Raw genomic sequence first — 24,345 nt, 5'->3', positions numbered from 1 at the left:
CTACACCTTATTTTTATCACTGGCTAGATTACCTCTATACAAAAAAACTTCCTTACCTAAAATAGGTAAGAAAGTTTCATTCAATCTATTTAGCAGCTGCATAGTGTTTAGCAACTTGTTCCCAGTTTACTAGGTTCCAAAATGCTTTAATATAAGCTGGACGTACATTTTTGTAATTTAGGTAATAAGCATGTTCCCATACATCTAAGCCTAAAATAGGTGTTTTACCTTCTGATAATGGTGTATCTTGGTTTGGAGTTGAAGTGATTGCTAATTTGCCACCATCTAAAACTAACCAAGCCCAACCTGAACCAAAACGAGTTGTTGCTGCTGCTGCAAAATCTTCTTGGAATTTTGCAAAGCTACCAAAAGTAGCGTCAATAGCGTCTTTAACCTCACCAGTTGGTTCTCCACCACCTGTTGGTGATAAGATTTCCCAGAAGAATGAATGGTTTGCGTGTCCTCCACCGTTATTACGTACAGCCGTACGAATATCTTCAGGAATTGCATCTAAGTTGCTAACTAAATCTTCAATTGTTTTTTCACCTAATTCAGGGTGTTTTTCAATTGCCGCATTTAAATTGGTTACGTAAGTTACATGATGTTTATCATGATGTAAATGCATAGTTTCTGCATCAATATTTGGTTCTAGTGCATCATAAGCATAAGGTAATTCTGGAACTGTATAAGTCATTTGTATCTTCCTCCAATAAAAGTTTTTTATGTAATCACTTACTTGGCGACTACCCTCTAAATGTATCACGTCTTAAGTTAAATTTCAAAGTTTCTGCTTCATTTCTTTAAAAAAAAATTAACTGCTCTTTAATTAACTGAAACTGTTTGAATTTTAGGTTAACTATTTAATTTCATTCATTACCCACTCAAAACAGAAAAATTAAAGTCCCACTATTTTCCTCTCTTTTTTCGACTATCCAAAATATATAATAAAAATAAAAGTAACTACTTTCTAAAAATTTTATTGCTTAAATAAATTTTCCCAAACACAAATAATCAACAACCTATCTCTAATTTCCATTTGCAAACTCATATCCCTATTTTTATAGACTTTATAATCAATTTAAAGAATTCATTCCCGTTATACTTTTACCATTTTTTAATATAAATGAATATAATTTATGCGAAGAAATCTCCAAATATAGTCTGATAAGAACAAATCTGACACTATATTTGGAGATTTAAATATTTTTTTAAATTACTAATAAGTTAACTTCTGTAAGCCTCTACAAAATTTAATATATTATTGAGTAAATTGAACTGCATCTGCACCAATAGCACCACCACCAGCGTTATTCAGCATTATATGGTAATTGGTTCTAGCAGATACATTGTTAATAGTACCAATATAATTGTACCCACCTGGTGCAGTATTTTGATTTATAATTTTACTAACACCCATTGATGAGCCATTTACTACAAAATAATAGTTACCCATTCCAACAAAATCTCTATTATTAATATAAGCATAAGCATTCATTCTTCCACTATTACCAATTCCATGGGTATTCCAAGCATAAGAACCATTTCCATAGTTTATTCGATGATCATTAAACATCCCTCCACCACGGTAACTCCAACTCCCACCAGTAATTCCTGAACTTCCTGGTTGTCCTGCTGCTGCATCGTTATCTATGACCCATGTAGCAGCATCTGCTTTACTAGGTAAAGTAATTACAATTAGTAAGATAACTAATACAGAAAATAGTCCCACTTTTAATTTATTTTTCATTGGCTACTTCCTCCTTAGTTGTAATAAACATATCCCTGCTTAAAACACTGTTTAGTTCAATATCATTAACAATCATTTGTTCTTTTACCTCTGTTCCTAAATAAGATTCAAAACGTAATAAAATTCCTGCCATAGGGTCTACATTCATAATAAAAGTCTCACTTAGATATCTTTTTCGATACTCCTCATTTAACTGACCTTCAATTCTTTTAGTTTGAATTCCAGCAAATTCCTCATTTGAAACTATTTCCCATTTGTCAAAATCTTTTAAAATCCCTAAAGTTAAATCTTCAGGAAGTAATGATTGTTTAGAATAGGTTAGATAATTAGGTTCATATTTTAATTCATAAATTGGTTCACCAGTTTCAGTAAGTGATATTTTATCCTCTAATCCACCATTTTGATTGGAGTTGCTACTACCCATTTGTTCTGGTGAGACTTCTAAAAATTGATCCACTCTTTCCGAAACTTCATCACCAACGAGATTATATGCAGTAAAATTTTTGCTATCAAAAGTCGTTACATATTTTTCACTAATACCTGTCATTCCTGCTGATCTGAGTTTATCCTCTTTAATATCAAAATTAGTTTCTTCATAAGTTAAGTTCATATTAGATTTATTCATTACAAAATCAGTTGTATAGGATATCCCATTATTATTAAAACTATTATAGGATAGTTGACCTTTTGCATTACTAAAAAAATCAATTGAATTTAACATTCTAGTTGTTAACTCTTCCTTAGTGGCAGCCTCATTAATAGCGCTTCTTGAAGTCACTGGCGTAATAATTTCTGGAATGCTAACTACCTCATTATTCGAATGATTGTAACTTTCAGGTCGATTTAAAGTTGGAAAAATTGGTTCTTTTTTCTCTTTCGATACAAAACTATCTGCAGATACTTGTTCTTTTTTTATTTCTTTTCCATAAGAAACTAACAAAATTCCGCAAAATCCAACAACCAATGTGCCTAATACAATTTTACTCTTCATAAACATCCTCCTTTTTTAAAATAAAAACAAACCATTTATATAGTTTTTTAAATAGTTAACTAGATTAACTTTCATACCAAATACTGTTGAGTTTCCTTCGCCAAAAGTTTACAATAGTAAAGATGACTTCGTTTTTTAAACGCAATAACCAAAGTCAATTCGAAACTATGGGAGTGAGCATTATTCAATTAACTAAATTATTTATCGCTTCATTAAGCAAACCAGAACAGCTGACTGCAGCGGCTACTTTAAAAAAAGGAAAAGTCTTTCTTTACTTCCTTTTCATCGCATTTATTTCAGCGATTCCTGCATTTCTGCAAAGTTATCAACTTTTAACTGATTTTAATCGTGATGGTCAGACAATCATCTCGGAAATGCCTGAGTTTAGTATTAAAAATGGAGAATTTATCACTGACGAACCGATTGATTCTTTTTCAAAAAAAACTCATTCTATTAATTTCGTCTTTGATCCTGAAGGTACAAAGCCAGAATTAGAAGAAGATTTATCTGAAAATCTTGTTGGCATTGGCTTTTTAAAAGATGGACTACATTTTAATAATGCTAGCCAACCGATTAGCTTAACTTATCAGCAAATGGACGGTCTTTCCAAAGAATTTTTTGTTAATATTTTGGCATCTATGCAGCGCATGACCGGCTTTATCTTAGTTATTGCTTTTCTCTTAATGCTCCTACTTTCCTTATTTTTAACCTTATTATTTAATTTCTTATATACCGTTTTTGCAAACTTAGTAACAGCTTTGACAAGACGTCGCTTACCTTTCAGTCATGTATTTAAAATGACACTTTTTGCCTCAACTCTACCAACTATTATTTTTACACTCTTTAATTTATTTGGCCTTAGAATTGCCTACCAAACTGAATTGAGTTTGATTGTAACTGTGTATCTTTATTATTTGGCCTTAAGAACTTTACCAAAACCTGAATAATCTAAAAGCAGTTCCTTTTACTATCTAAAGGGAGCTGTTTTTTTGTTGTCTTACCAAAATGCTAAAAAAAGCTCGTTGAGTCCATTCAGCTCCGATAAGAAAATAGGAAACATTGATGTGGTGCTTTTTACCAACTCAAATTTTTATCTTTTTATCGAGGAATTGGCTCATAAGAGCTCGCCTGCAAAAAAAAAGTAGTACCTAATTCTAGGCACTACTTTCTCAGCTATTTCTTTTTATTGGCTTTTTTAATGGCTCTTGCTTGACTACGACGTTCAACACGACGCTTTTGTTCGTTGTGTTCTTTAATCGTCCGGCTCATTTTCTTTTTGTAAGCTGGCTTAACTTTTTTCTTCGCTTTTTGAACCATTCCACGCATACTTGGATTCAATGTCTCTTTGGTTGTTTTGTCACGATGATTTCGACGATTACGATCAAACGTATCCACGATTTCATCATTTTTAATTGTTTTAGGAACAAATTCAATTCCTAATTTTTCAATATCATTGACCAACCCTTCATCACTCGGTGCATATAACGTGATTGCAGTACCCTTCATTCCATTTCTTCCAGTTCTCCCAACACGATGGATAAAGAAATCTAAATCACGTGGAATCTCTGCATTAATAACATGAGAAACACCTTCAATATCAATACCACGAGCAGCTAAATCAGTTGCTACAACAAATTGGTAATCTAAATTTTGAACTTGCTTCATGACACGTTTACGCTCACGAGGAGGAATATCACCATGGATTTTCGCAACTTTTAGACCGCGCGATTTCAAACCATCTGCTAACTCATCAACTTTTTGCTTTGTATTTGCAAAAACAATGGCTAGATATGGTGTACCTGTTGTTAATAGTTGATAAACAACATCTACTCGATCACGTCCTTTAGTCGAAATCAACCAATTTTCAATAGTTGGTGAAATGACCGATTTAGGTTGGATATGCTCGTAGTGAGGATTTTCCATATATTTTTTTAAAAATGGTTTTAACTTTGTTGGAATTGTTGCTGAAAAAACTAACATTTGCAGATTATTAGGCAAACGGCTAGCAATTTGATCCACTTCAGTTAAAAAGCCCATGTCTAATGTCATATCTGCTTCATCGATAACTAAAACTGGAGAAGTATGAACGCGTAATGCATTCTCATTAATCATATCTAAAATACGACCTGGTGTCCCAATAACTACATGCGGTTGTGTTCCTGCTAATTTTGTTAGCTGACGTTTTTTATCCGTTCCTCCAACAAAACTTTGAACAATAATTTTATTTGGTGCATGTTTGACTAATTGTAACGCAGCTTGATAAATCTGCTCAGCCAATTCACGACTTGGAGTTGTAATCACCACTTGCACTTCTTCTTTTAAAGGATCAATATTATTAAATAACGGTAATAGGAAAGTATGTGTTTTCCCAGTTCCTGTTTGTGAATGGCCAATTACGCTTTCTGATTTCATAATTTCAGGAATAAGTTTTTCCTGAACTTCAGTAGGTTTAGTGAAGCCAATTTCTTGAATTGCGTCTATTAAAAAGGGTTGTAAGCCAAATTTTTCAAATGTATGTTCCATATTTTCGCCTCGTTTCTCTTCTTGCTCATTTCAATCCTTAGTATTATAACATAAAAACGACTACAATAGTGCCTTATCTAGCAATCCTCACTAAATTTTTTTCTAACCTTAAAAATAATGATTCTTCTCAATTTTAAGTGGCGCATATTTATGATTTTATTTTTTAAATTTAAAAAAATTCATTTGCTTACGGCGTAAATTAATGTGTTTTCAATGATAAAATGCATTGTTTTTTCTAATCTAAATTTTATTTATTGCGTCAACGGCAATAAAACAGTACAATATATAAGATAACCCTATTTAATTAGCGGTGAATTTAGATTTTGAAGGTGAGGAAACTTAGATGATTGAAGAAAAAATTGCATTGTTCACCATTTTTGGAGGAACCGGAGACTTAGCTCGTAGAAAACTATATCCGTCCCTTTATCGTTTATATAAAAAAGGCTTTTTAAATAAAAAGTTTGCCGTTATTGGAACAGCTAGAAGAGAATGGTCCGATGAGTATTATCGTGAAATTGTACTGGATACGATAGCAGAAATAACTGAATCAAAAGAGGATGCAATTGAGTTTGCTAGTCATTTTTACTACCAAGCCCATAATGTAACCGACACTGAACACTATGCTTCTTTAAAAACTTTGTCTCAAAAACTAAATGAAAAGTATAAATTAGAAGAGAATCATATTTATTACTTAGCGATGTCTCCCCAATTTTTTGGTACCATCACAGAACATTTAAAAGACCAAGGATTAATTAATGACACAGGCTTCAATCGTTTAATTATTGAAAAACCTTTTGGACATGACTATGAGAGTGCATCTATATTAAATAACCAAATCCGTTCTTCATTCAAAGAAGAACAAATTTACCGTATTGATCACTATCTAGGTAAGGAAATGATTCAAAATATTTCTGCAGTTCGTTTTGCTAATGCTATTTTTGAATCAATGTGGAATAATCGTTACATTGATAACATTCAAATTACATTAAGTGAATCATTGGGCGTTGAAGAACGTGGTGGCTACTATGACACAAGTGGTGCCCTACGTGATATGGTTCAAAATCATATTCTGCAAGTTGTTTCGTTGCTAGCAATGGAGCCACCTACTGAATTAAAAGATGAAGCAATTCGCGATGAAAAAATTAAAGCTCTTCGTTCGCTTCGTATTTTCAGTCCAGAAGAAGTCCGAAATTATTTTGTTCGTGGCCAATACGGACCTAGCACTGTGAACGGAGAAAATTCTTTAGGTTACCGTGAAGAAGAAAATGTTGCGGATGATTCTACAACTGAAACATTTGTGGCTGGAAAAGTCTTAATTGATAATTTCAGATGGGCTGGAGTTCCTTTCTACATTCGTACGGGTAAAAAGTTAAGAGAAAAAGGCACTCAAATAAATATTCAATTCAAAAACATGCCTTTAAATTTATTTAATGACGATCATAGCGTGCCATTAGAACCAAATGTTTTAACTATTTATATTCAACCAACTGAAGGCTTCTCACTTCAATTAAATTCTAAAAAAATTGGCCAAGGTTTAGAAACAGAACTATTAAATCTAAAACATAAAAATTCAGCTGAGACTTCTGCTAATAGTCCAGAAGCTTATGAAAAATTAATTTTAGATTGTTTAAATGGTGACGCAACAAACTTTACGCATTGGGATGAAGTTGCCAGTTCATGGCGCTTTGTAGATGTAATTCGTGAAGCCTGGGATCAAGAAACACCAGAGTTCCCTAATTATCCAAGTGGATCAATGGGACCTGTTTGTAGCGATCAGCTATTAGCTTCTGATGGTTTCAAATGGTTTTGGAACCCACAAAAATAATCATAAAAGCCGGAAATTAAGATGCTTGTCATCTTAATTTCCGGCTTTTTAGCTAACTAATTTCTAGGTGTACCAAATAACTGGGTCCCATATAGGATTCCATCTTGCTTATAAATTCCAGTCCCTACCTCATTAAAGTTAGGACTAATCATATTTTTATAGTGCCCTGGACTTTCTTTCCAAAGTTTAAAAAAGTAGGCGCCCATTTCCTTCGGTGAACCTTGGTAAGTTGCCATCACAATATTTTCACCTACAGCTTGATAAATGTATTCATATTCAGGCTCCTTAAATATGGAAAAACTAGAAATACCTTGACGTTCATGAGAAAAATCTGTCACAATCTCTTCCGAACGTTTACGACTAGCTTTTACTAACTGTGGATTAATAGCCAAAGAAGGCACTCCTTGCGCTTCTCTTTCCTCGTTCACTAGGCGGTGAATCTCAGACTCTATAATTTCCAACTCAGCTTCTGACTGGTCTGGAGGTGTACTTTTCGCTTCTTCATTTATCTCTTCACTCGTTTTTAAGGATTTGGTATCTTCTGTTGTTTTATTTGAGACTGGTTGTGTCGTTTTACTGCTCTCTGAGCCAATCTGGCTTTGACTTCCATAATAATAGCCAATGCCTAGTGAAACCATTGTAATCACCAAAAACCACATGATTTTCCTTAAAATACGCATTGACTGACCGCTCCCTTTCACCTTATTTTATTTAGTTTAGCATTTTATGACCTTAAACTAAATAAAAGAACTATAATTTGATAAAAACTTAAACAAAATAATCATTCTAGCATTTTTATTTCAGAATCAAAATATTGCTCCAAAAACTCAACACTTTTTTTAATTTCTTTACGCGAAAGTTTCTCTCCAATTTTTGTAGCCACCCATTTATCCTCAATATCATCTTTTCTATAAATAACAGCGACTACTTCACCTTCAAAAACTACTAGTTCCTCATTAATTTCTTTAGAAATTATATAAACGTCCTGTTCTTCGCCATCTCCCGCAATGACACCTTCAACAAATCCGTAATTAACTGGGTAGACCGTCCCAAATTTATCTTTGTATCCTATTGGGCGATCAATCTTTACGTTTACAGTAAATTTTTTCATTTAGCTTCCTACTCCTTTTATATGATTTTAAATACGAAGTTTTAATCACTTCAGAAAAATAGGAAATCCCAAGAAAACTATCGGTTTACTTTTTAGGAATTTCTCTTTTTTTCAAATAGTTTACGAGTGAAACTAACTTCTAGTAATGGTTTTACTACTCACTTGTTTAACTTCTAACTGCGTATGATAAAAATAAAAATAACCTCGAAGGATGTAACACCTTCGAGGAACTTATCTTTTAAAGTTTGTATCATGTTTTAGACATTCCAATTTTTAGCGGCTTCATCAAATTCGCTCATAATTTCAGCGACTTCGGCTAAATCTTTTGCATTTGCTCCACTTGCCAACGGATGTCCACCACCATGATGACGTTTAGCAATTTCATTAATCACTGGCCCTTTTGAGCGTAAACGACAACGGAAATAGCCTTCTGGTTGTTCAACAAAAATCCCCCATAATAAAACTCCTTCAATACTACCAGGTAGAGAAACGGCTGCTGCAGTTTCAGAGTCAGCTACTCCAAATTCAGCTAAGCATTCTTTTGTTAAAATAACACGACCGACACCTAGCTCATTTACTTCTATGTTTTGTAAAACATAACCGGATAATAGCGCAACTGCTGGGCTCATCACATTTAATTCATTATTTAAATCTGTTGCTGAAAAATTATAGGTCATCAACTCAGCTGCAACTTGCAGCGTATGTGAAGTTGTCGCAGGATAAAGAAAACGTCCTGTGTCTCCAACAATCCCCGCATATAATAATCGAGCACCTTCATCTGTTAGTTTTAATTCAGCTTTATGGTAATCATAAAAATCAACAATAATTTCACTACAACTACTCGCTTTGGTATTCACAAAAACAATATCTCCATAGGGTTCATCATTAGGATGATGATCAATTTTAATTAATTTTTCCCCTAATGTATAGTCATCGCCACTAATTCTTGGACTATTTGCCGTGTCGGTTACAATTACCAAAGAATTTTTATAATCTTCTGCAGTCACTGGATCCATTTCTGATAAAAATTGTAATCCATCAACTGGGCCTCCTGCTTTTAAAATCTGTTTATCAGGAAAGCTTGCTTTTAAGATTTCAACTAAACCACCTTGAGAGCCTAAAGCATCTGGATCAGGTCTTTTATGACGGTGTACAATAATTGTTTTATAGTGTTTAATTTCATTTAAAATTTGATCAAATACTTCTTGCGACATCGTTTGTTCCTCTTTTCATAAATTGATAACTAGGTGCGTTCCATTAATTGGCAAATAACAATCGCTTTGGCAACTAAGGTATTTTCAATAAAAACTTCTATATCTAACTTTGAAGAACGACGCCCTATTTCTAACACACGAGGTTTTATTTCTAATTCACTCTCTAATTGGATCATTTTAAAATAGTGCAAATTCATTTGTTCAATAACAGCATTGCGCTTTTGATAAGCAAGCAAGGTTCTTTGAGAAGCATTAGCTACCAACTCACTTAAAACACCAAAAGAAATAGTTCCAACGCTATTCGTCATTTGCGGACTAACGCTAAACTTAAAGGAAGGAATGGCTGCATCCCATTGAGTTGGGTCGTCACTGGTTAATTCTAACTGTTCAGCAATCTGATCAGCAATTGTGTCCCCCACCTGTGGTTGTCTTTGAGCTAATTGCATGGCCTTCATAATATCTTGTCGTGAAACAATCCCCATCAAAGTTAAATCATCTTTTACTACAGGCATCACTTCCAACCCGTCCCAAATCATCAAATGTCCAACGCTCGCTACACTCATATGTGTTTTCACACAAGATGGATCTTTTGTCATCACACGGTCAATACCCAAATTATCTGGTTTTCCAACAACATCTTTCGCTGTAACAATTCCAATTAAGCGCATTTTTTTATTTACAATTGGGAAACGTGAATGCCGACTTTTATCATTTAGTTTGCGATAATCCGCAACTGTTGCATCACTATTTAAGTACATCGTTTTCTCTAAATTTGTATAAATATCTCCAACTAACATAATATCTTTTTTTATTAGTTGATCTGTCATAGCTCGATTGATCATTGTTGCAACTGTAAATGAATCATAAGTTGTACGAATAACTGGCAATTCAAATTGGTTGGCCAACTCAACAATCTCATCACAGGTATCAAATCCACCAGTAATTAAGACAGCGGCACCATTTTTTAAGGCTAGACGTTGAGCTCCTACTCGATTCCCAACAATCATTAGCGAACCAGGAGTAATGTAGCGTAGCATAGCTTCTTCCGTCATGGCTCCTATGATAAATTTATTTAAGCTTTTATCTAATCCAGCAATCCCACCTAAAATATCACCCTCAATGATTTTAACAACTTCACCAAAAGTTAATTTTTCAAAATGCTCTTTCATTTTCCGTTCAATTCGAATCGTTCCAACTCGTTGGATTGTAGAGACTAAACCAACGTTTTCAGCTTCTTTTATGGCACGATATGCCGTTCCTTCACTTACTTGTAAATTTTTTGCAATTAGTCGAACTGAAATTCGTTCTCCAACTGGAAGTGTTTCAATGTAGGCTAATATTTGATCATGTTTCGTAGGCATTTGCTGTCCTCCGGTTTCTTTTCTTATAGAGTTAATTGTGCCCCAACTTCCAAAATGATTCCTTGATCTTTAGCTAATAATTTAGTAAATTCCTCAGGGTCTTGATGAATAAGTGGGAACGTATTGTAATGAATGGGTACTACTTTTTTGGCAGCTAGTAATTCGGCAGCTAATGCTGCATCTTCTGGACCCATCGTATAATTATCACCAATTGGTAAAAAAGCGATATCAATTGGCTTAGATGCACCGATAAGCTGCATATCACTAAACAAAGCTGTATCACCAGCATGATAAAATGTTTTATTTTCTATTGATAAAATGATTCCAGCTGCTAATCCTAAAGTTAACTGGAGTCCATCAATTTCATAAGTTGAGCCATGAATCGCAGGGGTCATTTTAATCAAACCAAAATCAAATTGATGTTTTCCACCCATTTGCATTCCGTGAGTTCGATAGCCTTTGTTAGAAAAGTAGTTGGCTATTTCTACATTTGCAATAATTAATGCATTCGTTCGTTTCGCAATGGCTTCTGTATCCCCGATATGATCATTATGAGCATGGGTTATAATAATGACGTCTGCCTCAACTGTTTCAGCATTTAAATCACTGGTTGGGTTTCCTGTAATATAAGGATCAAATAAAATTGTTTGATCTGTATTGGTTATAATTCTTATACAAGACTGTCCATGCCATGATATCTTCATTTTTAAGCCCTCCTGTATGTTATAATACAATGTTAAAACTGTATTAGTATTAATTAATTATAGCGTTGTTTTTCTTGAATTACAAGTCGCTATATACGATTCATACAGAATAAAAAAATAACTAAGAGATTGATAAAGGAATTTAAACTTTATCAATCTCTTAGTTATTTATAAAACAAGAAGATAACCTAAAAAAATAAACTAATAAAACTTATTCTTATCCCACAAAGGTAAAATAATATTTTCAAAAGTAATTGGATCTAAACCAGTTATGGTAATACCCACTAAACGAATTCCTTTGTCTAGCGATCCAACTTCTTCCCACAAATTTCTAGCGTGAAAAAAAATTTCCTCACTAACCTTGACATAAGCAGGCAAACTAATCCTTTTCGTCATTGTTTCATAGTCCGTATTTCGTAACTTCAAAACGACAATCTTCCCATGTTTTTGGTTACGTGTTAATGAACTATGAACTTTTCCAGCTAAAAAACGAAGTTCTGATAATACCTCTTCTTCCGTCGTTAAGGGGGTTCCATAAGTATGTTCACGTCCCACAGACTTCCGCTCCCTTGAAGGTTGAACTGCTGAGTTATCAATCCCTCGTACCTTACGATATAAAGAATAGCCCATTTTACCAAAAAGATGAATGAGTTCTAATTCACTAAGCTTATATAAATCAGCACCATTAAAAATATTTCGTTCATACATTTTTTCAGCAGTTTTTTTCCCAACTCCATAAAACTTCCCAATCTCTAAAGCTTTTAAAAAGTCTAAAGCCTTCTCTGGTGGAATAACAGTGATTCCAGCTGGTTTTTTGTAATCAGAAGCTAGTTTTGCAATAAATTTATTATATGAAACACCTGCTGAACAAGTTAAATGCAGTGTTTCCCATATTTCTTTTTGAATTAAATAGGCGATTTGAGTCGCACTTTTCAGATTTTTTTTATTCTCTGTTACATCTAAATAAGCTTCATCTAAAGAAAGCGGCTCAATTAAGTCTGTATAATGTTTAAAAATTTCACGAATTTCAGCTGATATTTCTGAATAAAGCTCATGTCTACCAGGAACAAAAATAGCATGTGGACAAAGTTCATAAGCTTTTTGTGCACTCATGGCCGAATGAATCCCAAATTTCCGTGCTTCATAATTAGCCGTTGTCACTACACCTCGTCCCCCGTTGTCTTTTGGATGTCTTGCGATAACCAGAGGCTTACCTTTTAAATCAGGATTTTCTCGTTCCTCTACAGAGGCATAGAAAGCATCCATATCCACATGAATAATTTTTCGCGAAGTATCTCTTACAGGTTCCGCAAATTGAATTACACCATCCATCCTTTCTACACCTCCTAAATAAAAAGCTCGTTAAGTCTGTTAACTCCGACAAGAAAATAGGAAAAATTGATGTGGCGCTCTTTGCCACCTCGAATTTTTATCTTTTTCTCAAGGAGTTGACTCATAAGAGCTGGCCTAATAAAAAGCTCGTTGAGTCGGTTAACTTCGGCAAGAAAATAGGAAATGTAAAGAATGACGATTTTTGTCATTTTTACCAGGTATTTTTTTCCGAAGAGTTGACCTACTTTTAGTAGTAGTATAACACGAACAAGAGTTCTTTTGAAGCGTTATACTACTGAATACTGTAAAATTATTGGATTTTCGGTATTTTGAACATAACAAAAAAGAGTTACAAATATCCTGGAGATACTCACAACTCTTTTTGCACTATAGAAAAGGGCAATCACTTTCTATTTAGCTTTCATTTTATAAAATTTGTATAAACATATTACATGCTGCTTTATAACTAATTTGAATTTTTTCATCATCTTTTATTAAGGTAATAGGTCCTTCATACGCACCAACTTCATATACGCTACATCTGTCTCCAATTTTCAAACCCGCAGCAACTAAATAATCTAATAACTCACGGTCATCTAGAACACGTTTTAATTCAATCATTTCGTTCACTTTGGCTTCAATCAACGTTGGCAATGTTTGCTCTACAATCGTGCCATCCTTATCAGGAATCACACCACCATGAGGACAAATGTCAGGAAATTCTAAATAATTTTCCAAGCGGTCTGCCAATGTTCCGGAAGTAACATGTTCTAAAACTTCGGCTTCATCATGAACTTGATTCCATGAGTACCCTAAATGCTCTACTAAAAAGACTTCCCATAAACGATGCTTTCTAATTAATATTCCTGCTTTTAAAAGTCCAGCATCCGTTAACTGAACACCTTGATAAGGAGTATGTTCTACATAGCCATCCTTTAATAATTTTGACATCATCTCACTAACCGAAGCAGCCGAGACGTTTAACCCAGTCACAATTTGTTTATTATTAATTTTCGCATGGGCTCCACCAAGCTCAAAAATTATTTTTAGGTAGTCTTCTTTATTGGGCGTCATTATGCCTCACCTTTCTTTTGCCTAGATAGCCATACTTATAGAGCTATTTCTTATAAATTTATTCGGCTCAACACACTTTTTATTAGGCCAATTGTTTTGAGCCAACTCTTCGAAAAAAAGATAAATGGTAAAAATGACAAAAAAGCGTCATTCCTCCCATTTTCCTATTCTTTAGTCGACCCTGAGTAGTATTCAACAAGCTTTTAATAAAGCTCCCCGACTCGACAAACTTTTTATTAGGCCAGTTCTTTTGAACCAACTCTTCGGAAAAAAGATGAAATTTCGAGGTGACAAAAAACGTCACATCAAATTTCCCTATTTTTCTGCCAGAGTTAAACGGTTCAACAAACTTTTTTTATTATAATTACCTTTTTATTTTTTGCTCCCTATAATCATAACGAAATTCAAAGCTGTTTTCAAGTTTTTCTTATTGGATTCATTGATTCTTTATTTTTCTAGCTAAGTAAAATGAAAAACCTATCAGCGTCTTGATGACATCTGATAGGTTTAACAGGCTAATTCAATTTATTTTACCAAATGATTAGCGCTTATTCACCAATATATGAATCAATAATAATTTGGCGCAATTCACTGATTAATGGTTCTTTAGGATTTGCAGTTGTACATTGATCCATAAAGGCTAATTCAGCCATGTTATCAACAGTTGTATCTAGTGTTTCTTGCGTCACACCTTGACCTTTCAAGCTCATATCAATATTCAATGATTTACCTAATTTGATAATTTCTTGAACTAGAGATTCAACTAATTCAGCTGTTGTATTTCCTTTGAATCCCATGAAGCGAGCGATATCAGCATAGTCTTCATCCGCACGGAAGAATTCATATTTAGGGAACAATGCATGTTTAGAAGGATCTTTTGCATTGTAACGAATAACATGTGGCAATAGAATTGCGTTTGTACGACCATGAGGAATATTGTATTCTCCACCAATTTTATGAGCGATTGAATGGTTAATTCCTAGGAATGCGTTAGCAAAAGCCATACCAGCCATTGTTGAAGCATTATGCATTTTTTCTCTTGCTTCTTCATTTGCTAATTCATATGAGTTTTTCAAGTTTTCAAATACTAATTTAATCGCTTGTAAACTTAAACCACGAGTATAATCACTTGCCATCACTGAAACATAAGATTCAATCGCATGTGTCAGTACATCCATTCCTGTATCAGCAGTAACAGATTTTGGCACACTCATGACAAATTGAGGATCAATAATCGCTACATCTGGTGTTAATGCGTAATCTGCTAAAGGATATTTAACATGTGTTTCACTATCAGTAATAACAGCAAATGGAGTTACTTCAGATCCTGTTCCTGATGTTGTTGGGATACAAACAAATTGTGTTTTTGTTAAAGCAGGGATTTTATACGTACGTTTACGAATATCTAAGAATTTTTGTTTTGCTCCAAAGAATTCTGTCTCTGGTTTTTCAAAGAATAACCACATTCCTTTAGCAGCATCCATTGCTGAACCACCACCAAGAGCCACAATTGTATCTGGATTGAAAGCTAACATAGCTTCTGTACCTTTTTCAACTGTATTTGTAGATGGGTTTGGTTCTACTTGTGAAAAGACTTCGATTTGAACCGCATTATTACGTTTATTTAGCTCTTTAATAACTAAATCTGCATAACCAAATTGAACCATTCCAGGATCACAAACTAAGAATACACGTTCAACATTTTCCATTTTTTGCAAGTATTGTAAAGAATTTTTTTCAAAGTAAATTTTTGAAGGTAATCTGAACCATTGCATATTATTTCTCCGTTTCGCGATTGTTTTGACATTCATCAAGTTAATTGTTGATACGTTTTTAGAAACTGAGTTCTTTCCGTATGAACCACAACCTAATGTTAATGAAGGAATCATATTATTATATAAATCACCGATACCACCTTGTGCTGTTGGTGAATTTACTAAAATACGACAAGCTTTCATTTGAATTCCAAATTCGCGTGCTAAATTATCGTTTAATGTATGAATCGCTGCTGAGTGACCTAATCCGCCTAATTCAAGCATTGTATCACATAGCTCAAAAGCATGTTCAGTTGAAGTAGCTTTAATCATTGCTAATACTGGAGATAATTTTTCACGTGACAATGGATATTTTTCACCAGCCCCAGCGATTTCAGCGATTAATATTTTTGTTCTTTCAGGAACATCAATTCCTGCTAATTTAGCAATTTCGTATGCTGATTTACCAACAATTGCTGGATTAACGGCATATTTACCTTCATTCATAACCACTGCTTCTAATTGAGCAATTTCTTTTTGTTTTACAACATAAACTTGATGTTTCACAAATTCTGCTTTAACTTCATCATAAATTTCTTCATCTACAATCACTGCTTGTTCTGATGCACAAATCATACCATTATCAAATGATTTAGAAGCGATGACATCATTAACTGCACGTTTAATTTTTGCTGTTTTTTCAATATAACTTGGTACATTACCAGGACCAACTCCAAGAGCGGGTTTTCCAGTTGAATACGCTGATTTAACCATTGCTGAACCACCAGTTGCTAAAACAATCGCAATATCAGGGTGATTCATTAGTGAATTTGTTGCTTCAATTGAAGGTTTTTCAACCCATTGGATACAGCCTTCAGGAGCACCTGCTTTGATTGCTGCATCATACAAAACTTTAGCAGATGCTGCAGAACAATTTTGAGCTGATGGATGGAAAGCGAAAATAATTGGATTACGTGTTTTAAGTGAAATAATTGCTTTAAACATCGTTGTTGAAGTTGGGTTTGTTACAGGTGTAACACCACAAACAACACCAACTGGAGTTGCAACTTCTGTAATTTGTGTTTGTTGATCATCACTAATTACGCCAGCTGTTTTGTTATGTTTAATTGAATTCCAGATTGATTCTGTTGCAAACATATTTTTAATACACTTATCTTCGTAAATCCCACGGCCAGTTTCTTCAACAGCCATTTTTGCAAGTGGCATATGTTGGTCTAATCCTGCCATCGCCATTTGGTGAACAATGTAGTCAATCTTTTCTTGATCAAATGTTTCTAATACTTTTAATGCTGCTTGTCCTTTTGCTGCTAACGTATCAATCATTTGTTGAACATCATTTTCTTCTACCACTGCTACTTTTTTTTCTGTTTTAGTCTTAGCCATGTTTTGCTTCCTCCTATATTTGGAAAACTTATTTTGTTTGTTAATTACTTCACAAGAACATCATAACCTGTTTTCCAAGTTTTGTAAATAGTTTTTTGTGATTTTTTTCACTAATATTGAATGTAAACGTTTAAATTATAAAAAAAGAGTTATTTTTAACCTTTTATTAAAAAATAAAATTGAACTTAATTCACAAAAAGGCCAAAAAAAAGCTAAATTCTTTACTATACAAAAGAATTTAGCTTCCCTTTTATTTTTATTTATAATAAACCCTCTAAGTCCATTTCACTAAGGGACTCAACTTGATAGACTTGCGCTTCTAATGATGCAAAATCAAGATAATCATTCACAGTGATTCGAACAATTTGTTTAATTTGTTGATAATAGTGTTCTGGAGTTGTTCGTTTCCAACTAAAACTAACTAAAAAGCGCCATAAATCATCTTCAGTAATGGTTGGATAGCCTTCTTTAGTAAATTCCTTAACCTTTAAAGTTAGCCATGGTTCGATCCGTTCATAAGATAAAATTTGCCTACTCTCCAAACTAACTCCTCCTTTCCGACTACATTTCTGATTATTCTATTTGATCATTGGAATGATTAGTTAGGCTCTTTTTTTTACCAACAACTATAACAAGTTGAAGCATCGTAAATAAAATTGAACTTTTCTTACGGAATGCGACATATTTAGGAATCCAATTTGTGACATACTTTTCTTTGTATTTACGCAATCCTTGGAAACCATAAAATTTCGTTCCGTATCGATAAATCACGCCAGCAATCCGTTCACTTAAAAAACTATACCTAGTGATGCCAACTTTTGATAGTGGTGCCATCCCCATATTAAAACTTTCATAACCTAATTCTCGATTCGACTCAAAAAGTTGAACAAATAAATAATCCATTACCCCTGGTGGAGCATCAACCAAATGATGACGCATTAAATCAATTGAAATTAATTTATCTGTTCCTGACGGCATCATACTTGCAAAAGCGACTATATTTCCAGCCTCGTTTGTCACAACTGCAACCGCTGCTTGATTAAGATAATACTCATCAAAAAAGCCTAATGAAAAACCTTTTTCTTGCCTATGATTCAACCAATTATCTGAGACAGCTTTTAATTCAGTAAACGTATCCTGCATAAAAGGGGGCTCTAAAATAGAAAAATGAAAGTTTTCCCGCTCTAATTTATTCATTAAAGCTCTTTCTGCGCGCCTTTTTTTACCCGATATAGTAAAGTCTGGTAAATTTACATGGCCTTCTTCTCCAACTTTCATAAAATCGTAACCTAATTCGTGCAAAATTGTGACTAGTGATCCACTGACTTCATAGAAAACTAAAGAAAAACCAAATCGATTAGCTTCATCCATAAAATGAACAATTGCTTTTTCTAAAAAGGCTTGATTTCCAATCGGTTCACCCATAATAATTAATTTATCTGCTTCTTCTCGGTATTGAAAAACAATTTGATCCTCGTTCTCTTCTTGATAAAAATAGTATCTCTTATCACGTAAAAATACTAAATGGCTAACTTCATTTCCTCCAAATTGACTCAGCAAACGCATTAATCGAGTTTCATCAAATGAAGTCCCAATTTTCTCTTTTGAACGTCTTAAATAAGCAAGAATCAACATAAAACTCGCTATTCCAGCAATCACTCCAATAAAACCTGCTATCCAAACAGTATGTGATGGGAATAAAAAGTAATGAGGCACTGGTTTCCGATGATGAAAACGTGGTGAATTTAAATAGCCTATAATAATATACAATACTAATGTACCAAAAATAACAACTCCATCAAGTAATATTTTGCCCCATGAATAGGTTAATTTAACCCGTTTAAATTCATGTCGAGAAACGTAAACCGCTACTAAGACAATACCTAAAAAAATAGTCAATCCCCATGAGAAATCTTTCTGCAAGGTATTGATAATTCCAAAACCTAAGATAATAATAGTCGGTAAATAAGCTTTTTTAACTTTACTTTCGATACCTCTTGCTAAACCTAATAATAAAAAGCCAAAGATAACATTACTTAGCTGTGTAAGAAAGAAAAAGGTAAAAGGATAAAGTCTGACAAATATCGGATTGTCAAAAGCTAAGTTAGGAACGGTTGAAATAATAATCATCATAAATCCTGAAAAACAAACAAAACTAACTAAGAAAACATGCGCTAATTTTTGTAGTAAGATCTTAGGTAACCCATCTAAGTATTGATTGATTCTACTTCCGCCATCATGTACAAAAAATAATATCCCAATAAAGAATGGAATAATATAGTAAAAGATCCGATAAAATAATAACCAAATAACAGCTAGCTCTTTAGAAACGCCAATTTGACCCAAGCCATAAATCATGAAAATATCAAATGTTCCCACACCACCTGGAACCATAGAAACAATCCCAACGATTGAAGCAATCACGAAAATAGGGAAAATTTCAGTTAAATGGACCGGTTCTTTCAATAAGTAGCCAATTAAGATGAAAAAGCCCATTGCTGCTCCCCATTCTAATAATGAAGCAAAAACTAGTCGTAATTCACGGCTTAGTGGTAAATCTTCGAATAGCGTTTTGCTTTTTATTTTGGTAAAAATAAAAACTAACGGAAAATATAGGGAACCTCCTAATAACCAAGGCCAGTAACGCCTAAACACAATTCCGTAGTCGCCAAAAGTGAAACTACCTAAAGCCATCATGGAATAGATTGATAAACCAGATAATAAAAAAATAGCAATTTTAGAAACAGCTAAGACAATTTCTTTATGATTGGCACTTTTCCCATAGAATGTTGCTCGTAATGAAGCTCCTAAGAAACCTCCAAACCCACCAATATTTGTAAATGTATTTGTAATCCAACCTGATTTAAAAATATGTTCTTTTGTAAACTCACCTGGTAGAAGTTTTACAATTGTAAAATCATATATCAGCATAGGTAAAATAGCAATTAAACCACCAACTAGCATAACTATAATTGCTAGTGGGCTTTGTGAAAACAAATTATTTTTTAAATCTTGGTAATTTATATCCGAAGCAATTTTCAAAACCTGTGATAAAACAAATAATAAAATAAAGCCAATAAAAAAAAGTTTAATCCATGTTAAATGTTTTTGAAACCAAGCAACTACATTCTTAAATTTTTTATCCATTCTCTACCACCTCAAACCATCTATCTCATTATTATATACTAACTCTATCATAGCTAATTTAACAAAATATATAAAGCAATAGCTATCATTTTTAATAAAAATCACAATAAAAAGACTTTATCTATATAAATCAAAAAAACTTGAAGAGAACCGTGATGATTCTCCTCAAGTTTTGTTATTTATTTTGTTTCATCGATTGTTTCTGTTTTTTCTTCAACTATTACTTCTTCTACTGAATCAGCAGGAGCCTCAATAACTGTTTCTTCTGTAACAATTGTTTCAGCTACCATCGGTGCAGAATTTGTCACACGCGCAATTGCTGCTCTTTCAAAAGTTAGATAAATACCATCACAATCAAGTACAACAGTTTTATCAGATTCATTGATTTCATCAATTTCACCGTGTAAACCACCGATTGTTACAATGCTATCCCCTTTTTTTAGTGCATTCATCATTTTTTTCTTTTCATCAGCTGCTTTTTTTTGAGGTTTCATCATTAGAAAATAAAAAACTCCAACTACAGCGACCATTGGCAATAAGCCAATTAAGTTACCCATATCATTCACTCCGTTTCTTTACTTTAGCAAATTGTTTCACTACTTACTGTAACAAATTTTTGCGCTTTCAGCTAGTTATTTCGGCCGATTTTCATTTATTTCTTAAAAGTTTTTTGCATTTGGTTTATTAAAACCATATTCTTCAAAGAAAGCTTCTCTAAATTCTAATAAATTATCGTCCATGATAGCCTGACGAACATTTTTCATCAAGTTTTGTAAGAAATACAAATTATGGTAACTTGTTAATCTTAAACCAAACGTTTCATCTGCTTTAATTAAATGACGAATATAAGCTCGTGTGTAATTTTTACATGTATGACAATCACATTTTTCATCCAACGGACGGAAATCACGTTCATATTGGGCATTTTTCACAACTAAACGACCAGCACTAGTCATACAAGTACCATTTCTAGCAATTCGAGTTGGCAAAACACAATCAAACATGTCGACTCCACGAATAACTCCATCAATTAAAGAATCTGCTGAACCAACTCCCATTAGGTAACGAGGTTTGTGTTCAGGAATTAAAGGCGTCGTATATTCAAGCACCTCATTCATTAAATGTTTGGGCTCTCCGACAGATAAACCACCAATTGAGTATCCTGGAAAATCCATTGAAACTAAGTCTCTAGCACTTTGTTCTCTAAGCTCGCGGTAACCAGCACCTTGGATAATACCAAATAAGCCTTGATAATCTGGATTTGCATGGGCTTTTAAGCCGCGCTCTGCCCAACGAGATGTCCGTTCGACTGATTTCTTTACATAATCAAAACTTTCATCAAATGGTGGGCATTCATCAAAACTCATCATAATATCTGGACCTAGTTTATTTTGAATATTGATTGCTTTTTCAGGAGATAAAAACATTTTAGAACCGTTTAAATGATTTCTAAAATGAACACCTTCTTCTTCAATCCGACGCATATCACTTAGTGAGAATACTTGGAATCCACCAGAATCCGTTAGAATACCTTTATCCCAATTCATAAATTTATGCAGTCCGCCGGCTTCTTCAACAATATCTTCTCCTGGACGCAACCATAAATGGTACGTATTACTTAAAATAATACCCGCTCCCATTGCATCTAATTCTTCTGGAGCAATACTTTTGACAGTTGCCAAAGTTCCAACTGGCATAAACATAGGTGTTTGAAAAGTTCCGTGCGGGGTAATAATTTCACCTAAACGAGCACCTGTATGCTTTTCTTTTTTTATTAAACGATATTTTACTGCTGGCTCTGTCATGATTTCTTCTCCTACTCTAACTTTTTGTCTTTTATACTTGTTCCTCATCAAAAGGACGCAAGGTCATATCAATAATATTTTCCAATGTAATGGCTGATTTTTTTTGTTCACCGTTCTGCTGAATTTTTTGTAATAATAAAGCAACAATCGCATTATTATAAATAAAACTAATCGTTTCATAGTCTTTTTGACAAAAATGATCCGCATCGGGAAATTCTTGTAGCTTCTCTGATAAAGCCGCATTAATATATTCTTGTTTGTAATTAAAAATCGTTTTTGCTTTCTCATTTCCAACTTCTTTAATCGAACCAATCACTACATATCGATGTTTTTCATACGTATCTTGAATAAAATGTCCAGTTCGCTTTAATAGGTCTCGTGAATTCTCAAATTCTTGTTGAAAGAAAGAATCAACTTCTTCTTTAATTTGATTCGCATGTTGTTTGAAGGCTACATTCATTAAAGCTTCTTTTGATTTGAAATTTTTAAAAATAGTTGTTTCATTTACTTCAGCTTCTTGAGCAATTAATTTTGTTGTTGTACTTTTATATCCAACTTGAGAAATTAGGTGCAAAGCGGCATCAATAATGCGTTGCTGCGTTCCCGTCATTTTTTTCTCATCTATCGGACTCACACCTTCCATTGTATAATTAGAAAATAGCTGTGAACTAACTAGCTTTCTCTGTTAAATTTCTTGCTCAACTTAATCAAATCGAGCTACTTTTCATACAAGCATTTACTTGCCATTAGAATAGTATAGCACAGCCAAATACCAAGAGCAATCAGACTTTTGTCCCTCTTAATGACCTTTTCATTTTGAAACAAACTAGCTTTACTTTAAGTAGGAAATTTAAAACAAAAAAGTTGAAGCCTTTCAATTTGCAAACGCTTTCTAATTATGCTATATTATAAATATAAAGAGAGATGATTATACGAATAAACAGAAGGATTTCTCATTTGTTTAGATTTTGATTGATGGAACAAGTTAAACTTAGTATCGTGTTTTAAGATTTTCTGATTCAACTGTCAACTCATTCAATGAAGTACAGTTAACAAGTGTTTTGTAAATGTGAAAGATAGTCACGAAGAAGTAAAAAAGAACCGAATTTGTTTTTTAAAGAAATTCAAGACTTGCGTAGGCAACAAAGATTCACTTTATTGTTTATTCGTATCCTCTCTGAATCATATAAAATAGCGGTTGGCGATGAAAAGCCAACAGCTATTTTTTTATAGCCACTATCTTAACTTTTTTCACTAAAAAGGCAACTAAGTGTTTCCACTTAAGTTGCCTCTAGGATAATGACTATTTATTTAATAAACATTGCATCGCCAAAACTGAAAAAACGATACTGTTCGTCAATAGCGTGTTGATAAGCAGCTAAAATCTTTTCTCTTCCGGCAAAAGCACTAATTAACATCACTAATGTTGATTGTGGCAAATGAAAGTTAGTTGAAAATGCATCGACTACTTTAAATTGGTAACCAGGTGTAATAAAAATACTTGTCCAGCCACTATCTGCTTCGATTTCTCCATTAAATTTAGTCCCGATAGTTTCCAGTGTCCGTATTGATGTAGTTCCAACAGCAACAATTCTTCCGCCATTCGCTTTCACTTTTCTCAAGGTTTCTGCACTTTCTTCTGATAATCGGTAGAATTCCGCATGCATTTCATGATCTTCAATTGAATCAACACTAACAGGTCTAAATGTGCCTAAACCAACGTGTAAGGTTAAAAAGACAATTTCAACACCTTTGGCTTTAATTTTCTCTAATAAGTCTTCCGTGAAATGTAAACCAGCTGTTGGTGCCGCTGCCGATCCATTCTCTTTAGCATAGACCGTTTGATAGCGTTCGCTATCTTCTAAGCGTTCTTTAATATAAGGTGGTAAAGGCATTTCTCCAAGTGATTCTAAGACTTCTAAAAAGATACCCGTATAAGAAAACTCAATGATTCTTCCACCATGCTCTAGCTCTTCTAAAACAACAGCTTTTAAGCGTCCATCACCAAATTCGATTTCTGTTCCAACTTTTGCTCTTTTGGCTGGTTTAACAAGTGTTTCCCACTGATCACCAGTTGTATTTTTTAATAACAAAACTTCCAGATGACCGCCCGTTTCCGGTTTTGTGCCATATAAACGTGCCGGTAATACACGAGTATCATTCATAACCAATGCATCACCTTCGGATAACTCATCTAAAATATCTGTAAAATGCTTATCTTTGATTGCTCCCGTTTCACGATCTAGCACTAATAATTTAGATGCTGAGCGATCTTCTAATGGTGTTTGAGCAATTAATTCTTCTGGTAAATCAAAATCAAAATCTTTTGTTGTTAACATAACATCATTTCTCC

The 24,345-nt window shown here is 33.6% G+C and carries 20 protein-coding genes; 2 read left to right on the top strand and 18 right to left on the bottom strand.

Translation table 11 applies throughout. The features are described from left to right. Window positions 1-85: 85 nt before the first annotated feature. The 3 genes from BR77_RS01355 to BR77_RS01345 all read right to left on the bottom strand — a co-directional run bounded on the left by BR77_RS01355 (window position 86) and on the right by BR77_RS01345 (window position 2,738). Entirely contained in the window at window positions 86-694 is a 609-nt protein-coding gene (locus BR77_RS01355; RefSeq protein ID WP_010054283.1) for a superoxide dismutase, read from the bottom strand. A gap of 564 nt (window positions 695-1,258) precedes the next feature. Further along, window positions 1,259-1,747 carry a hypothetical protein gene (locus BR77_RS01350; protein WP_015076661.1) on the bottom strand — a complete coding sequence of 163 codons (489 nt, stop codon included), beginning with the start codon at window positions 1,745-1,747 and terminating at the stop codon, window positions 1,259-1,261. After that, on the bottom strand, window positions 1,737-2,738 hold the full coding sequence (locus tag BR77_RS01345; RefSeq protein WP_015076662.1) for a hypothetical protein: 1,002 nt from the start codon (window positions 2,736-2,738) through the stop codon (window positions 1,737-1,739). Before BR77_RS01345 ends, BR77_RS01350 begins: the two co-directional genes overlap by 11 nt. 167 nt (window positions 2,739-2,905) lie before the next feature. On the opposite strand from BR77_RS01345, the gene BR77_RS01340 reads away from it, so the two are divergent. Continuing rightward, complete coding sequence (locus BR77_RS01340) at window positions 2,906-3,685, top strand: DUF1189 domain-containing protein (RefSeq protein ID WP_015076663.1); 780 nt, start codon at window positions 2,906-2,908, stop codon at window positions 3,683-3,685. Between the two features lie 226 nt (window positions 3,686-3,911). On the opposite strand, the gene BR77_RS01335 is transcribed toward BR77_RS01340, so the two are convergent. Further along, on the bottom strand, window positions 3,912-5,261 hold the full coding sequence (locus BR77_RS01335; protein WP_010054280.1) for a DEAD/DEAH box helicase: 1,350 nt from the start codon (window positions 5,259-5,261) through the stop codon (window positions 3,912-3,914). 343 nt (window positions 5,262-5,604) lie between these two features. Here BR77_RS01335 and zwf point away from each other — a divergent pair, with 343 nt between their 5' ends. Further along, window positions 5,605-7,086, top strand: a complete 1,482-nt coding sequence (gene zwf / locus BR77_RS01330; RefSeq protein ID WP_010054279.1) for a glucose-6-phosphate dehydrogenase — start codon at window positions 5,605-5,607, stop codon at window positions 7,084-7,086. Window positions 7,087-7,142: 56 nt separating this feature from the next. On the opposite strand, the gene BR77_RS01325 is transcribed toward zwf, so the two are convergent. The 14 genes from BR77_RS01325 to queA all read right to left on the bottom strand — a co-directional run bounded on the left by BR77_RS01325 (window position 7,143) and on the right by queA (window position 24,331). After that, window positions 7,143-7,766, bottom strand: a complete 624-nt coding sequence (locus BR77_RS01325) for a CAP domain-containing protein (RefSeq protein WP_015076665.1) — start codon at window positions 7,764-7,766, stop codon at window positions 7,143-7,145. Between the two features lie 101 nt (window positions 7,767-7,867). After that, entirely contained in the window at window positions 7,868-8,197 is a 330-nt protein-coding gene (locus tag BR77_RS01320) for an inorganic diphosphatase (RefSeq protein WP_035063751.1), read from the bottom strand. Between the two features lie 257 nt (window positions 8,198-8,454). Next, on the bottom strand, window positions 8,455-9,411 hold the full coding sequence (locus tag BR77_RS01315; protein ID WP_035063749.1) for a DHH family phosphoesterase: 957 nt from the start codon (window positions 9,409-9,411) through the stop codon (window positions 8,455-8,457). Between the two features lie 29 nt (window positions 9,412-9,440). Further along, on the bottom strand, window positions 9,441-10,772 hold the full coding sequence (locus tag BR77_RS01310; RefSeq protein ID WP_010054273.1) for a DRTGG domain-containing protein: 1,332 nt from the start codon (window positions 10,770-10,772) through the stop codon (window positions 9,441-9,443). Window positions 10,773-10,795: 23 nt separating this feature from the next. Then, the gene (locus BR77_RS01305; RefSeq protein WP_015076668.1) at window positions 10,796-11,476 is read right to left on the bottom strand and encodes a metal-dependent hydrolase; all 681 of its coding nucleotides are present in this window, start codon (window positions 11,474-11,476) and stop codon (window positions 10,796-10,798) included. 201 nt (window positions 11,477-11,677) lie between these two features. Beyond that, window positions 11,678-12,808, bottom strand: a complete 1,131-nt coding sequence (dinB, locus tag BR77_RS01300; protein ID WP_015076669.1) for a DNA polymerase IV — start codon at window positions 12,806-12,808, stop codon at window positions 11,678-11,680. 426 nt (window positions 12,809-13,234) lie between these two features. Beyond that, the gene (locus tag BR77_RS01295; protein ID WP_010054269.1) at window positions 13,235-13,882 is read right to left on the bottom strand and encodes a metal-dependent transcriptional regulator; all 648 of its coding nucleotides are present in this window, start codon (window positions 13,880-13,882) and stop codon (window positions 13,235-13,237) included. A 548-nt stretch (window positions 13,883-14,430) separates the two neighbouring features. Next, window positions 14,431-17,040 carry a bifunctional acetaldehyde-CoA/alcohol dehydrogenase gene (gene adhE, locus BR77_RS01290; RefSeq protein WP_010054267.1) on the bottom strand — a complete coding sequence of 870 codons (2,610 nt, stop codon included), beginning with the start codon at window positions 17,038-17,040 and terminating at the stop codon, window positions 14,431-14,433. A gap of 260 nt (window positions 17,041-17,300) precedes the next feature. Continuing rightward, the gene (locus tag BR77_RS01285; RefSeq protein ID WP_010054266.1) at window positions 17,301-17,582 is read right to left on the bottom strand and encodes a post-transcriptional regulator; all 282 of its coding nucleotides are present in this window, start codon (window positions 17,580-17,582) and stop codon (window positions 17,301-17,303) included. 31 nt (window positions 17,583-17,613) lie between these two features. After that, a complete protein-coding gene (mprF, locus tag BR77_RS01280) occupies window positions 17,614-20,187 on the bottom strand; it encodes a bifunctional lysylphosphatidylglycerol flippase/synthetase MprF (RefSeq protein ID WP_035063746.1) in 2,574 nt (857 codons plus the stop codon). 179 nt (window positions 20,188-20,366) lie between these two features. Beyond that, window positions 20,367-20,744 carry a preprotein translocase subunit YajC gene (gene yajC / locus BR77_RS01275; protein ID WP_015076671.1) on the bottom strand — a complete coding sequence of 126 codons (378 nt, stop codon included), beginning with the start codon at window positions 20,742-20,744 and terminating at the stop codon, window positions 20,367-20,369. A gap of 102 nt (window positions 20,745-20,846) precedes the next feature. Further along, entirely contained in the window at window positions 20,847-21,992 is a 1,146-nt protein-coding gene (tgt, locus tag BR77_RS01270) for a tRNA guanosine(34) transglycosylase Tgt (RefSeq protein ID WP_010054263.1), read from the bottom strand. 31 nt (window positions 21,993-22,023) lie between these two features. Beyond that, window positions 22,024-22,635 (bottom strand): TetR/AcrR family transcriptional regulator, encoded by a 612-nt coding sequence (locus BR77_RS01265; protein WP_015076672.1) that lies wholly within the window; start codon window positions 22,633-22,635, stop codon window positions 22,024-22,026. Between the two features lie 664 nt (window positions 22,636-23,299). Next, window positions 23,300-24,331: a tRNA preQ1(34) S-adenosylmethionine ribosyltransferase-isomerase QueA gene (gene queA, locus BR77_RS01260; RefSeq protein WP_015076674.1), complete on the bottom strand. Its 1,032-nt coding sequence runs from the start codon at window positions 24,329-24,331 to the stop codon at window positions 23,300-23,302. Between the last annotated feature and the right edge of the window lie 14 nt (window positions 24,332-24,345).

It is taken from the genome of Carnobacterium maltaromaticum DSM 20342 (genome assembly GCF_000744945.1).
GTDB lineage: Bacteria > Bacillota > Bacilli > Lactobacillales > Carnobacteriaceae > Carnobacterium > Carnobacterium maltaromaticum.
This window is presented reverse-complemented; position numbering and strand designations above follow the sequence as displayed.